Here is a 13915-nt window from a genome sequence, read left to right on the forward strand (position 1 = left end):
GCGTCAGCGAAACATGATGAAGCGTTGAAGTCCATACCGGACGCTCATCGGCTGTGTCCGACTTTGATCGCGACATGAATCACAGCCGCGGCGGCACCGGCGGCCAGCCCGCCCAGAGCCGGCCCGTAATCACCGAACAGTTGGTACGCGTACGCCATCAGCAACGGGCAGGCGAACCCGGCCAACCCACCGGCCGCACTGGCCAAGCCGGTGACCAGCCCGACCATGTCCGGCGGCGCGACCCGGCCGATCTGCGCCAACACCGCGGTGCTGGCCACACCCACCCCGAGTGCCAGCGCCGGCAGAGTACCGATCAGCAACACCGGCAGCGGCGGTGTGGTCGCCTGCACCGCGGTACCCAACGCCACCAGGGTCAATGCCGCGACCAGCGGCCGCGCCGGCGTCCACCGGTCCGCGAGCCAGCCGCCGACCGGCCGCATCAGCACCGCGACCAGCATGAACACGGCCATCACATCGCCGGTACGGTCGGCCGCCATCCCGTACGCGTTGACCAGGTACACCGGCAGGAACGACGTGAACGTCACGAACACCGCGAAGTTGACCGTGTACCAGGCGACCGCCTGCCGAGTGATCGGCAGCCGCAGCGCTTCCCTTGGCCGTGGCCGAACCTGATCAGCAGAACGGCTCGGTGGGTCCCTCAGGAGAGTGAGCGCGATCAGCCCGAAAAGGCCGACCGCCACCGCCGTGACCAGGAACGGCGCCGCCAGACCGTACGCCGAGGCCAGCCGCACCCCACTCGCCCCACCCAGCGCCCCGCCGCACAGCCCCAGCCCGAGCACCCCGAACGCCAGCCCCCGCCGACCGGGCGGAAACCAGCCGCCGACGAACGCCACACTCGCCGCGAACATGGCGCCCGCCGCCCCCAGCAGCACCCCGCCGACCAGCAGCCCGCCGAACGAGCGATGCCCGATCAGCGCCAACTCCAGCAGGGCCAGAACCGTCGAACCGAGGATCAGCAGTTGTACGCGGCGCCCGCCCAGCCGATCGGTGAGCGCCCCCGCCGGCACCCGCGCGAGCGCGCCGACCACCACCGGAACCGCCACCACCAGCGCCTGCCGCATCGGCGAGAGCCCGAGCGCGTCCCGCAACATCGGCGCCAGCGGCCCGAGCAGAGTCCACGCCCAGGAGGTCAGCAGGTACCCGGACACAGCGAGACCGAGCATCACCCGATTGCCGGTCTGGGCAGGCGCCATCACCTGCCGGGTTGTCGCCATGCCGCCCCGTCCGTCCTCATCGTTCAGTCGACGGTCCGTATCCTCGCCGAGAGCGCAACCCTCTTCAATACCCCTGAGCTGCCGAGATGCTGCGAATGTCAAGAAACTTGCATGGTCACGGCAGAAAGAGCGGCCGGGTGACCCGATCATCTCCGCACCACGCACCCTCGATCCCTGGCTACGCTGCGGCACTGGTCCATACGAGCGGGGGTTGCCATGCGGATCGACGAACGGATCCAACAAGCAGGGACGACGTACGAGCAGGCCGTCTTCGCCGGTGACACCGGCGGACTGGACGGGGCCGAACGAGGACTGGACGCGATGGAGGCCGACATCGCACTGGCCCGGGGCCGGTTGCTGCACGCGCGGTTCCTGAGCGCGCGCGCCGACCGGGCCACACCCGTCGAGGACCCGGCCGAACTGGCACTCTTCGAGCGTGCGGCCACGACGTACCGGGAACTGGGCGATGTACGCGGCGAAGGTGAAGCACTGTTCTGGATGGGGTGCCTGCACCAGGTGGTCCGGCGCGACGACGACGTCGCGGTGCCGCTGCTGGAGCGATCCCTCCAGCTGGCGACACGGGCCGACGACAAGGCGACCCAGGCCGAGGCGCTGCGCCATCTCGGCATCGCCGCGCACGGCGCCGGCCGGCTCGACGAGGCACGTGAGCGCTTGGAGGAGTCGTCGCGGCGGTGGCGGGCGGCCGGAGTGCTCCCGGGTGTGGCGGCCAACATGATCGGGCTGGCCGTCATCGCCACCGCTCAGGGGCGGCCCGCGGACCCGATCCTCGACGAGGCTCTCGTCATCGCCCGGTCGGCCGGCGCCCATGCCGTCGTGCGGCAGATCGAGGAGGTCCGGGCGGGGATCCAGGCGGGTGCATGAACCGACGGATATGACAATCGGTGACATGCTTTCGGATTACCGACGGCTAAGTGAATGATCGTCGCGGATCGGTTTGTCTACCGACCTCGTCGGAATTGATATCCGCATGCCGGATGTGGTGGGCAGAAAACGATTCTACGAGGCGTCTCATACTTTTCGGTGGGCTGTCGGAACGAAATTCGTGGTTACCTACCGGGCAGGTCGTCGGCCTTGCGGTTGACAACTGTCCTTCGCGTTTGCGGGGTGCGGTGAGGTGCGTGTTCGCTGTCGCCGTACCACTCACCGAAAGCGCTTGGAGGGACACGGATGAAGACACTGTCGCGCATGATCGTCACCGCCGGCCTGGGGCTGTTCGCGGCGCTCAGCGTCGCGACGGGTCCGGTTCAGGCCCATCCCGGACATGGTTGGGGGCACTCCCCGCGCGATCCGTTCGGGGGATACGCGGTCGGCTATTTCCCCTCGTGGCGAATGTGCGAGGCCACCGGGCTGAGTGGCGCGAAATTCCGTCGCTGGAACGACTACGTCTGTGGCTACGCTCTTCTCGGGCCGGGTGGCAGCACGTGGGCGCTGCTGGTCGTGCCGGGACACGGCCGACTGCGATACGACCCGCGGCTCCGGCGGTATCCGAATCGGCCGGCGTATCCCGGTCCGGTGCGGCCCGGTCATCCGCAGCCGCTCTGGCCGAACTATGAAACCACGCCCGGATATCCCGGTCGCGGTCATTCCGCCCCCGGGCCGGGCGTGCCTGGCCACGGTGGCTGGGGCCAGCCGGGCGGGGGCCAGCCGGGCGGGGGCCAGCCGGGCGGGGGCCAGCCGGGCTGGGGCCAGCCGGGCGGGGGCCAGCCGGGCGGGGGCCAGCCGGGCGGGGGCCAGCCGGGCGGGGGCGGGGTGAAGCCGTCGCCCTCCGGCAATGCGACTCATCCCAGCCCGTCGCCGTCCGGCAACGCGACTCAACCGAAACCGTCGCCCTCGCCGTCCGGCAACGCTACTCAGCCGAAGCCGTCGCCGTCGCCGTCGGGTAATGCGGGACAGCCGGGCGGCGGCGTCCGACCCGGTTCGGGTTGGTCGGGACAACCGGGCCCGGGTGGCGTTGGCCGGCCCGGCTCCACTGGTGGCGGCCAGTGGGGACCGGGAAGCAACGGCCGGCCCGGGACCAGCGGTGGCGGCCAGTGGGGGCCGGGGAACAGCGGTGGCGGCGGGACCCGGACCGGGCTGACCGTGTCGACCCGGTGATCCGCACCCGGTGAAACACGGTCGCGGCCCGGATCCGGCTTCTCTCTCGTGCCGGTTCCGGGCCGCGACCGTCTGATCAGGAGGCGTAGATGTACTGCACTCCGGCGACCGGGGTCAGCCAGCGGTTCGTGACGGTCCACGCGTTCGGGAAGTTCATCTCGGCCACGTAGATCTGGTTGCCGGAGACCTTCTCGACCCAGGCGGCGTGCCCGCCCTCCATCCCCGCGCCGTTCTGCCCGCCCTGGAAGATGACGATGCTGTCGACCCGCGGCGTGGATCCGACCGACCACCCGTTGGACGCCGCGCTGGCCGCGAGGTACTTGGCGTCACCGAACGCCTTCGGGTACACGCCGGTCAGCTGGTGGAAGCGGTCCAAGGCGTAGTAGGCGCACGACCCGCCGTACCCCTGGTTGTAGTTGATCGTCGCGCCGCGAGGCGCACTCGGGGTGGACGGCGCGGGCGTCGTCGGCGTGGTGGTCGGTGGGGTCGTGGCGGGCGGCGTCGAGACGGGCGGGGTCGAAACCGGCGGCGTTGACACCGGCGGGGTCGTGACCGGCGGCGGTGAGACCGGCGGGGGCGTTGACACCGGCGGGGTCGTGACCGGGGGCTTCGTGACCGGCGGCGCGGGGGTCACCGTGGTGCCGCAGGTCGGCTCGCCGCGCAGGAATCGGTCGGGACGGGGGACGTCGGTCTGCCAGGCCGGGAGGTAGCCGCTGACCGGCGCGGTGATGTGGTGCCAGACGACGTCGCGGCCGCCCCGGCGGACGCGGATGCCACAGTCGATGGTGATCGCGGTGCCGCGGGTGAGCGTGCCCACGGTGACCGGGCCGGCGACGCGGGGGTCGTTGACTATTTTCGAGCCGGTGCCCGTCACGTGGTAGCCGGTCGCGCCCGCGGCCTGCGCGGGAACGGCGAGGCCGAGGGCTGCACCCACCGCGACGCCCGCCACCACGAGCGAACGGGTCAACTGGCGCTTCGACATGCGGTCTCCTTCAGGATTGCGACGTGTGTTCGTCCCCCTTCCTGTCGGCGTGGGCCGACGGTTACTGGTGGGAGCGCTGGTGCAGCCGGGGTGCGGGAAAGTGTCATACCCGGGCGGCAGGATGTGGGCATGAACCGGAGGCGTCTGCAGTCCGTGCTCGTTCCGTTCCTCGACCGCGTTCCCGCACACACCGAGTTCCGGCTGGTCGGGACGGCGTCGGCGGTCGCCCGCGGGGTGCCCCTGTCGGTCGGCGACGTCGACGTCCTGATGAGGCGACGCAGCGATGTGGACACGATCGCGGCGGCGCTGACCGACCTGCCCTGCCGCGTCGCGCCGACCTGGCTGCCCGAGGCCCGTCAGTATTTCGCCGCGTTCACCGTCGACGGCATCGCCCTGGAGATCAGCACCGTCGAGTGGCCGGCCGACACCGACACCCTCGAGTGCGCCGGCCCGGGTCCATGGGCGCACTACGACCTCGTCGAGCTCGGCCCACGCCGGGTCCCGGTCGTCAGCCTGGAGTTGCGCCTGGTCACCGAGCTGGTCCGCAACCGCCCCGACAGATTCAAACCCCTTCTGACCCACATTCGACGGTACGGCGGGGAGCACTCGCTGCTGCTGAGGGCCATGCGCGATCGCCAGGTCGACCCGGCGCTCCGAAAACACGTGGCCGATCAACTGGCCACCGTGCCTTGACGCGAACGCCCTCGGCCCGGGTCCGACCGTTCGACCTCGGTCCGGGTCCGACCGTTCGACCTCTCCCCGGGCAAGCAGCTGAGCCCTCGATCCAGCCCGGGAGGTGGTTTCAGAAGGTGAGGCGGTAACGCTGTTCGAGGCGCCCGCTGCGGGGGTGAGGGGCGGCGTCGCCGTGCGGGAGCCAGCCGAGGGCCTCGTAGAGTTCGACCGCCCGCGGATTGTCGAGGTAGACCTCCAGCTCGCCGTGGGTGTAGCCGATCGTGGTGAGCAGGGTCGGGAGTTCTGTGGTCAGGTGGCGGCCGACGCCGCTCCCCCAATTCTCGGGGTCCACGCCGAGGTAGCGGATGTGGGCGGTCGACTCGTCGGCGGGCATGGGTTCGACCGCCGCGAAGCCGACGATCCGACCATCCGCCTCGGCGATCAACAGTCGTGCCCGGGGAGAGCTCTCGATCACCCGCTCGATCAGGGGGAGAGCGAGACTCAACGGCGCGACCTCGGGGTCGTTGTCACGCGCCGCCGTGGCCCGGGCCCAGATGGCGGCCGCCTCGGCCAGATGCAGTCCCGGCTCGGCCACGTAGATGTGCGTCTTCGTCACGCGCCGGATCATGCCATCACCGTTCGAGGGAAGCGCTCGAGTTTCGATCGGGCCGCCACACCGGGGAAACGGGGACGAGACGACAGAGCGGTGAGGCCGACTCACCGCGAAACCCGAAAGTCGACGACGGAACGGGCGGGCCGGCCCGCCGCGAAACCTGGAATCGGCGGCGGCGGCGCCGGGACGTCGACCACTCTGGGGAGGTAAGCGATCGCCGAACCTCCGGGGTGTGCCGATGCCCGACAGCGACTCCGAGGACGTGCCGGACGCGACCGGGCCGGCTTCGGTCGAGGAGGAGGGGCCGGGTGGCTGGTCCGGGTTCCGGACCGGGGCCGCGCTCGGTATCGCCCTCGTCGTCGGTTTCGTCGGCGGCCGGTTCGTCGACTCGCCCATCCCCCGGGCGGAGCCGGCGGAACAGGCGGCAGGGGCGGGAGCGGCAGAACAGGCGGGAGCGGCCGGAACGGCGGCGTCCACCGCGCGGGCGGCGCCGACCCCGGATTCGGTGTTCTACGTGACCGGCGCGCCGACTCATCAGCACGGAACCGCCTCCGGCGGCGGCGATACTGCCGGGCTTGCGCGCAGTGCCGGCGGGCTCAGCCTCGACTCCGGGACGACGGCGTTCGAGGCCGACCGGCGGCAGGCGTTCCGGTTTCGGGTCGTCGCGGCCGGTGGGGCGCCGGTCACCAGCTACCCGACGGTGCATGAGCGGCCACTGCACCTGGTCGTGATCCGGCGTGATCTGACCGGCTTCCAGCACCTGCACCCGACGATGGCCCCGGACGGCACCTGGAGCGTCGACCTGACCCTGCCGAAGCCGGGAACCTACCGCGCGATAGCCGACTTCACCGCGATCGTCGGCGGCCAACCGCTGCCGGTGTCGCTGGGCGTCGACCTGACGGTCGCCGGCGGTCGGATGGTCCCGGTCCCCCTTCCGCCGCCGGCTACGCGGGTGGAGACCGACGGTCTGGCGGTACGCCTGGACGGCGCCCCCACAGCCGGTCGTGAGAGCGAACTGACGATCCAGGTCACCGCCCGGGACGGCAGCCCGGCGAAACTCGAACCGTATCTGGGCGCCGCCGCCCACCTGATCGCGTTCAGCGAGGGCGACGTCGCCTACCTGCACACCCACGCGGAAGTCGGCGCGGCCCGCTTCCGCTGGACCCCGCCGGGACCCGGCCGGTACCGGCTGTTCGCCGAGTTCCAGCTGGCCGGCCGGGTGCACGTGGCGGCCTTCACGACGCAGGTGCGGTGAACCGTCAGTCGACCACGTGCTCGTTGGGATAGCCGAGCACCGGCCCCTCGCCGAACGACGTCAGGGTCCGGGCGCCCCAACAGCTCACGGCCCCGTCGATGCGGGCCGCGCAACTGGTCGTCCCGTTGGTGGCCAGGTGCGCGACGAGCATGATCCCGGTCTGGTCGTAGAGCACCTGGGCCAGTGGCTCCCCGGCCCGCAACAGGCCGTTGCCGGTCTGCCCGCCCGCGCCCACGCCGAAGCACCACCCCTGCGGGTTGGGGCTCTTCACGCAGGTCAGGTCTCCGGCCACGGCGAGCCGGGAGGCCTTGACGTCCTCGACCACGGTGGGTGTGGTGCGTCCCTTCAGGTCACCGAGTCCGAGTTGTCCGGATTCGTTGGCGCCGAAGCACCACAGCGCCCGGGTCGGGAGCAGAGCGACGGCGCAGGTGTGGGCGCGGCCGACGCCGAGCGCGATCACCCCGTACAGATCGGGGACCTTCCGGGCGACCGGCGACGCCGGACCGGCCATGCCGAGCTGGCCGTCGCTGTTGGCGCCGAAGCACCACAATCCGCCGGACGTGGGCGCCGACTCGAGGTACCGCTCGGCGGCGCACACGTGCCCCGGCCCGACCGCCACCTGCGAGATCGCGACGAGCGGCTGCCCGGTCCCGTCGACCACCTGGACCGGTTCCGGGTGCGGGGCCCGGTCGGTGAGCCCGGCACCGAGCAGGTCGGCCCGCCCGAAACACCACAGGCTCCCGTTGGCCCGCCGCACGCAGGTCACCTGATCACCGACGGCGATCTCACCGGCACCCTTGATCGGCACCAGGGCCGGCGTGACGGTGGCCGCCGCGGGCTGCCCGGCCTGCCCGGACGCGTTGGCCCCCCAGCAGTAGACCTCGGCGGCCTCGGACAGCACGCAGCTGGTCCCGGTACCGACCGCGACGGTGCGCGGCTTGACCCCGTCCGGCAGTGGGATCTTGGCCGGGTGCGCGACCGGCACACCCGGCACTCCCCCGGCGGCGCCGAACCGGTTGTCGCCCCAGCACCACACCGCGGTGTCCCGGATGACACAGCCGGCGTCGGTGCCGAGCGCGATCCGGGTGGTGCCGCCGAGCCCGGCGATGGGTTCGCTGGGTCGCGACGAGCGGCTGTCCGCACCGGTTCCGAGCTGCCCGGACCCGTTGGCGCCGAAGCACCACAGTGACCCGTCGCGGGTGAGCGCGCAGCTGGTGGCGCCGGTGCCACCGGCGGCGGCGACGCTGGTGGCGGTGTCCAGGTTGAGAACCGTCATCGGCACCGCCCAGTCCAGCCCGGCGCCGTCGCCGAGCTGCCCGGCCCGGCCCGCGCCGAAGCACCTGGCCTGCCCGGAGAGCAGCGTGACGCAGGTGTACCGGTTTCCGGCGCTGACCGCGACGGCGGCCGGCACGTTCACCGGGGCGGGGTCGCCGGTCGGGGCGACGGTGCGGCCGAGCTGGCCGACGTCGTTGGCGCCGAAACAGGACACCGCGATGCCGGTCAGGACGCAGGTGTGATCGGTTCCGGCGGAGACCGCCGAGATGCCGGTCAAACCCGGGACCTTCGCGGGGGTACGGGGCGCCGACGTCCCGTAGGTGCCCCAGCAGGCGATCGTCGCGCCGGTGAGCAGCGCACACGCGTGCCCGCCGCCGACCGTGACCGCCGTGGCGGTCTCCGGCAGACTGATCTTGACCGGGCCGGCGCTGGACGCCGCTCCACCGAGCTGCCCGCGGCTGCCGTCGCCGAGGCACCAGACCGCACCACCGGCGACCGCGCAGGCCGTACCGCCGTCGGTGTCGACCGCGGTGACCCCGGTCAGCCCGGCCACCGGGACCGGACGGGTGGTCTGGTCGGGCTTCCCGCCGAGCACCGCGCCCCAGCACCACAGCGCGCCACGGTCGGTGACCGCGCAGGCCTGCCGGGTGCCGGCCGCGACCTGGGTGACCCCGGTCGGTCCGGTGACGATGACCGGCGCCGCGGTGGAGTTGACCGTGGACAGGTCGCCGAGTTGCCGGCTCTCGTTGGCGCCCCAACAGCGGGCGGTACCGGACTGGTGGACACCACAGGCGAACGCGCTGCCGACCGACACCGACTGCCAGGGGGCACGGGGTGCCGCGACCGCGACCACCGACAGCGGCGAGAGGCTGCCGTCGTCGTACACGCTCTGCACCTGGTACCGGTACGCCCGCCCGTCGGTGAGCTGCCGGTCGGTGTTCGCCGACTGGGTGGTGCGGGTGATCTCCACACCGTCGCGCAGCACCCGCCACTGGGCCGCCGTTCGGCCCTTCGGGGCGGTGAAGGTCAGCTGGGCCGCCTCGTGCTGTCCGATCGCGGTGACCGTGGGTGCGTCCTCGGCGGGCGGGGTGGGCCGGGCCGGGACCCGCGCCGACGGCGCCGACTCGACACCACGCGCGTCCAGGGCGGTCACCCAGTACTCGTAGGTGGTGTCGTTGTCGAGGGCACCGTCGCGAGCGGGCGACGAGGGCACCTCGGCGACCCGGGTGCCGTCGCGGTACACCCGGTAGCGGGCCGCCGCGGGCAGCGGCATGTCCCAGGTCAGGGTCACCTCGGTGTTTCCGGCGACGGCACGCAGGCCGGTCGGCGGGTTCGGCGGGATGGCCCGCGGGGTGGCCGCCACGGCCGCAGACGGGGTGGACCACTGCTGGTCGGCGCCGACCACCACCAGCGCGTACCGGTAGGTGATGTCGTTGACCGCGGACGTGTCGACGAAGCCGGTGCCGGTGAGCACCCCGCCCAGCGCCGAGCCGTCGCGCAGCAGGACCCAGCGGCCGGTGCCGCCGGTCGGCCAGGAGAGGGTGACCTTGCTGTCCCCGGCGGTGGCCGAGGGCGCGGCCGGGGCGCCGGGGGCGGGGCCGGGCACGGCGGTGACCACGGCGCTGCGCGGTCCGGCGGCCTTGTTCGCGTTGTACGGCAGCAGCTGGTACTGGTACGCCTTCTTGTTGACCAGTCCGGTGTCGGTGTGGCTGAGCATGGTGCCCGGCACCTCGGCGACCTTGGCGTTGTTGCGGTACACCTCGTAGACGGCGACCGGGTCCTCCGGCTCGGGCCAGCTCAGCAGCACGGCGCCGTCGCGCGGCTGGGCGGTGACCGGGCCGGGCGCGGCCGGGATCGCCATCGGGGTGGCGACCTTGATCGGCGACGGCCCGGACAGCTGCCCGGAGACCATGACCCGTACCTGGTACTTGTAGGTGACGTTGTCGGTCAGCCCGGTGTCGGTCGCCTTGACCGTGGGTGCGGCGACCGTCGAGATCATCTCGCCGTTGCGGTAGACGTGGTAGCGCTGCGCGCCGGGCACCGGCTGCCAGCTCAGGTCGACCCGGCCGGCCCCCGCGGTGGCCACGAGCCCGAACGGGGACCGCTGGTCCTCCTCGGTGGGGATGGCGGTGACCTGGACCGCCTTGCCGGCGCTTCCGTTGCGGTTCACCGCGGCCAGGCTGATCAGGTACGACTTGTCGTTGACCAGATTGCCGACGGTGAGCGTCGTCGCGGAGGCCTTGGCGCTGCCCGCCGGGACGCCGTCGACGCGGGCCTGGACGGTCGCCGCGATGGTGTTCTTCGGCTGCTGCCAGGTCAGCGTGACCTGCCCGTTCTGGTTGCGGACGGCGACGCCGTTGAGAGCCGGCGGCGGCGCCTGCGGGGTGACCGTCTTGGTGGCGCTCTTGGTCGAGCGGTTGCCCTTGGCGTCGACGCTGCGCAGCGCGAACTTGTAGGTGGCGCCGTTGCGGACCACCTCGGTGGTCCACTTGCCGCCGGGCACCTGCTTGGCGAAGACGGCCCCGTTGCGGATGATGTCGACGCCCGCCGACCCGGCGGCCCGGGTCCAGGTCAGGGTGACCCGTCCGTCGCCGGCGACCGCGGTGAAGTTGGTCGGCGGCGCGATGCCGGCCGCGGCCAGAGCCTGCGCGGCCACCCCGAAGACGGCGGCCAGGATCAGGATCAGCAGGTACGCGGCGGGGCGCCGGTACCCGGCACGGATCAGTGGCATGTTCCGGTACCCGCGTCCTGGAAGTCGATCGGGGCGGGCTGGGCCTGGACGAACTCCCAGGTGTAGCTTCCCTCGGCCAGACGCATGAACAGCATGCCGAACAGGGCGATCGAGGTGCCGGCGTACTTGGCCGCGATCCGCCCGGCCAGGTCGGGCCGCTCGTGCTCGTCGGCGACGTCGTAGTTGTTCGCGCCGCCGGTGCCGACGATGAACTGGCGGATGCCCTTGTCCTCCGGGACGACCACCGGCGGCGCCATCGCCGTGTCGCTGTTCGCGGTGGCCTTGCCGAGCGGCTCGAACCGCTGGTAGTTGTGGTCGTGGCTGACCAGGACGACGTCGACGCCCCCGTCGAGCAGGGCGTTCCAGACCGGGGTCAGCGGCGCGTAGTCGCCGTGGTGGCCGGCCGACCACAGCGGGTGGTGCCAGTAGGCGAGCGTGCACTTGTTGGGGTGGGCGGCCATGTCGTCCTTCAGCCAGGTCATCATCTTGCTGCCCTTGTCACAGCGGTTCTGTGGGCTGCACAGGTTCGAGTTGACCGCGATCATGTGCCAGCTGCCGATGTCGTAGCTGTAGGCGCCGGGAACGCCGTACGTGTTCTCCTGCTCGGCCTGTTTGCCGAAGTAGCCGTAGTAGCCGGCGGCCTCGGCGGTCTGGTACTCGTGGTTGCCCGGGACCGGCCGGCTGATCGCCTTGTACGGGCCGAAGAACTGGTCGTACACGTTGGCGAACTCCTCGGCCTTGCCCTTCTCGTACTGCAGGTCGCCGAGTGGCAGGAAGGCGGCCAGGCGCTGACCGGCGAGCAGGTCGGCGACCTTGTTCTCCCGGCAGCCGGCCGGACTGCCCTCGCCACCCCGGTAGACCAGGTTGGTGGGCGCGCACGCGATGTCACCGACGGCGGCGATGAGTTCCCCGTCGGCGTCGGCGGCGACCTGTGGCACGGCGGTGCGGGTCGGGCCGGTCTTGGGGTCGGAGTCCCCACTCAGCGCGGCATAACCGGCGGTCGGCAGGAGTACGGCGGCCAGCAGCCCGGCGATCAGACCGGTATGACGCCGGCGCCGCCGGCTCAGTTCGAAACCCACCCCAGCACGATCAGCGGTGCCGGTGGCCGGCCGGGCACGGGTACGGGTGCAAACGGGTTGCCGTGCCCGGCGCCGCCGGAACTCCTGCCCGGCAACTCGCGGGTGACCCGGGCACACCCGCGGACCGGCAGAGTCGGTACGCATGACGATCAGCTCGGGCCGCGTGCGGATGCTGGCCTTCGTGGCGTTCACCGCGATCACCCTGGCCGGGTCGGTCGGGTATGTCGCCGACGCGTACGGCGACCGGATCGACGCCGCCACGGGCGCGGTCGGCGACACCGGCGGCGACCCGGCGGCCGTCGCCACGAAGCCGCACGTGGTGTTCCGTAACACCGCCGCCGGGCCGGGTGCGGGGCACGTCGCCCTGGTCACGCTGGACGCGCCGGGCGGGGCCCGGGCGATCACCCCGGCGGTCTGCGACCGGGTGTACGCGACCCGCGCCCGCACCGTCTGCCTGGCCGCCACGGCCACCGCGGTCAGCCGCACCTACCGGGTCAGCCTGCTCGACCGGGCCTGGGTCGGCGAGCGTGACCTGGACAGTTTTCCCGGCCTGTCCAGCCGGACCCGGCTGGCCCGCGACTCGGCACACGTGGCGACCACGGCGTTCGTCTTCGGTGACTCGTACAACGAGCCGGGCCGGTTCTCCACCCGGACCACCATCAGCGACGTGACCGGGGCCGGCCGGGTGGAGCTGGAGGACTTCGAGTTCCGCGTCGACGGGCGGGTCAACAAGCGCAGCGATCGCAACTTCTGGGGTGTCACCTTCGCCCCGGACGGCGACACGTTCTACGCCACCGCGGCTTCGGCCGGCCGGACGTGGCTGGTCCGGGGCAGCCTGTCGGCGCGTACCCTGACCGCTCTGCATCCGGATGTGGAGTGTCCGTCGTTGTCCCCGGACGCCACCCGGGTCGCCTACAAGAAGCACGGTGACCTGCCCGACGGGCAGTGGCGACTGGCGGTGCTCGACCTGCGTACCGGGCGCGAGACCGTGCTGTCGGAGACCCGCAGCGTCGACGACCAGGCGGAGTGGCTCGATGACGAGCACGTCCTGTACGGGCTGCAGACCGGCCCGGTCGGCAACCGGCGGTCCGACGTGTGGGCCGCTGACGCCGACGGCGGCGGGTCGCCCCGGCTGTTCATCGAGAACGCCTGGTCGCCCGCCGTCGTACGGTGATCGTCAGCTGGGAACCGCGTTGAGTTTGATCTTGCCGTCCTGGCGGGTGCAGGTGCCCCAGCCGTTGGCGGTGGTGACCTTCAGGTAGTAGGCGCGCTTCGGGTCGAGGCCGGTGAAGATCTTCGAGAACTTGGCGTTGGTCCAGCCGGTCTGGGTGGCGGTGGTGGTCGTGATGACCTTCTTGTCGATGATCCGGACGAGCTGCAGGTTGAGGGTGACGCCGATGGTCGGGGCCTTCAGGTTGTCCGACTGGGCGCCGCCGGTCGGCCCGCCGAGGTATCCCTTCCACTGCGGTGCGGCCATCTCGAAGGTGGCCCGGGTGCGGTCGGCGGCCCGGTAGGCGCGGGCCTTGGTGACGATCGTCGGTGCGAGGGTCTTCTCGGTGACGGTCACCGACGCGCCCTGGCCGATGCTGTCCTCGGCCCGGACCGTGATCCGGTAGGTGGCGCACTTGTCGGCGGTGGCGACGGTCAGCTTGTACCGGCCGTCGACCTGCGCCGCGGTCGCCTGCACCAGGTAGTTGGTGACGGTGCTGCCGTCGGTGACCTTGACCCGGTAGCGGGTGGCGTGGGCGGCCGGCTTCCAGTAGACGTCGGTCTGGGCCGCGTTGACCGTGGACCGGACCTGCTGCACACCCATCGGCGTGGTGGGCACCTCGGCGGCGGAGACGGTGGCCGCCGACGCCGCGTGCGGCACGGCGAGCAGGCCACCGGCGACGGCGAGGCCCAGCATTGCGGTATGACGCCAGAACTTCATGATCACTACCCCGTGTTGTTCCGTGTTG

10 protein-coding genes are annotated in these 13915 nt (G+C 72.0%); 4 read left to right on the forward strand and 6 right to left on the reverse strand.

Annotation, left to right across the window (positions count from 1 at the left end; translation table 11 throughout):
- Nucleotides 1–44: 44 nt before the first annotated feature.
- Complete coding sequence (locus Q0Z83_RS23935) at nt 45–1235, reverse strand: MFS transporter (RefSeq protein WP_317796215.1); 1191 nt, start codon at nt 1233–1235, stop codon at nt 45–47.
- Nucleotides 1236–1451: 216 nt separating this feature from the next.
- Here Q0Z83_RS23935 and Q0Z83_RS23940 point away from each other — a divergent pair, with 216 nt between their 5' ends.
- Nucleotides 1452–2117 (forward strand): tetratricopeptide repeat protein, encoded by a 666-nt coding sequence (locus Q0Z83_RS23940; protein ID WP_317796216.1) that lies wholly within the window; start codon nt 1452–1454, stop codon nt 2115–2117.
- A gap of 1309 nt (nt 2118–3426) precedes the next feature.
- Here the strand turns inward: Q0Z83_RS23940 and Q0Z83_RS23945 are convergent.
- Nucleotides 3427–4332, reverse strand: coding sequence for a CHAP domain-containing protein (locus tag Q0Z83_RS23945; protein WP_317796217.1), 906 nt, complete (start codon nt 4330–4332; stop codon nt 3427–3429).
- Between the two features lie 129 nt (nt 4333–4461).
- Between Q0Z83_RS23945 and Q0Z83_RS23950 the strand changes: the two genes are divergently transcribed.
- Entirely contained in the window at nt 4462–5025 is a 564-nt protein-coding gene (locus Q0Z83_RS23950; RefSeq protein ID WP_317796218.1) for a hypothetical protein, read from the forward strand.
- Nucleotides 5026–5134: 109 nt separating this feature from the next.
- Here the strand turns inward: Q0Z83_RS23950 and Q0Z83_RS23955 are convergent, their stop codons facing one another.
- Entirely contained in the window at nt 5135–5620 is a 486-nt protein-coding gene (locus tag Q0Z83_RS23955; RefSeq protein WP_317796219.1) for a GNAT family N-acetyltransferase, read from the reverse strand.
- Between the two features lie 235 nt (nt 5621–5855).
- Between Q0Z83_RS23955 and Q0Z83_RS23960 the strand changes: the two genes are divergently transcribed.
- On the forward strand, nt 5856–6872 hold the full coding sequence (locus Q0Z83_RS23960) for a hypothetical protein (RefSeq protein ID WP_317796220.1): 1017 nt from the start codon (nt 5856–5858) through the stop codon (nt 6870–6872).
- 4 nt (nt 6873–6876) lie between these two features.
- Here Q0Z83_RS23960 and Q0Z83_RS23965 read toward each other — a convergent pair whose 3' ends face one another.
- The gene (locus Q0Z83_RS23965; protein WP_317796221.1) at nt 6877–10878 is read right to left on the reverse strand and encodes a hypothetical protein; all 4002 of its coding nucleotides are present in this window, start codon (nt 10876–10878) and stop codon (nt 6877–6879) included.
- A complete protein-coding gene (locus Q0Z83_RS23970) occupies nt 10869–11957 on the reverse strand; it encodes a metallophosphoesterase family protein (protein ID WP_317796222.1) in 1089 nt (362 codons plus the stop codon). The genes Q0Z83_RS23965 and Q0Z83_RS23970 overlap by 10 nt, the downstream gene beginning before the upstream one ends.
- Nucleotides 11958–12099: 142 nt before the next feature.
- On the opposite strand from Q0Z83_RS23970, the gene Q0Z83_RS23975 reads away from it, so the two are divergent.
- On the forward strand, nt 12100–13131 hold the full coding sequence (locus tag Q0Z83_RS23975) for a TolB family protein (RefSeq protein ID WP_317796223.1): 1032 nt from the start codon (nt 12100–12102) through the stop codon (nt 13129–13131).
- 3 nt (nt 13132–13134) lie between these two features.
- Here Q0Z83_RS23975 and Q0Z83_RS23980 read toward each other — a convergent pair whose 3' ends face one another.
- On the reverse strand, nt 13135–13887 hold the full coding sequence (locus Q0Z83_RS23980; protein WP_317796224.1) for a hypothetical protein: 753 nt from the start codon (nt 13885–13887) through the stop codon (nt 13135–13137).
- Between the last annotated feature and the right edge of the window lie 28 nt (nt 13888–13915).

Origin of the sequence: Actinoplanes sichuanensis, assembly GCF_033097365.1 — a bacterium.
Taxonomy (GTDB): Bacteria; Actinomycetota; Actinomycetes; order Mycobacteriales; family Micromonosporaceae; genus Actinoplanes; species Actinoplanes sichuanensis.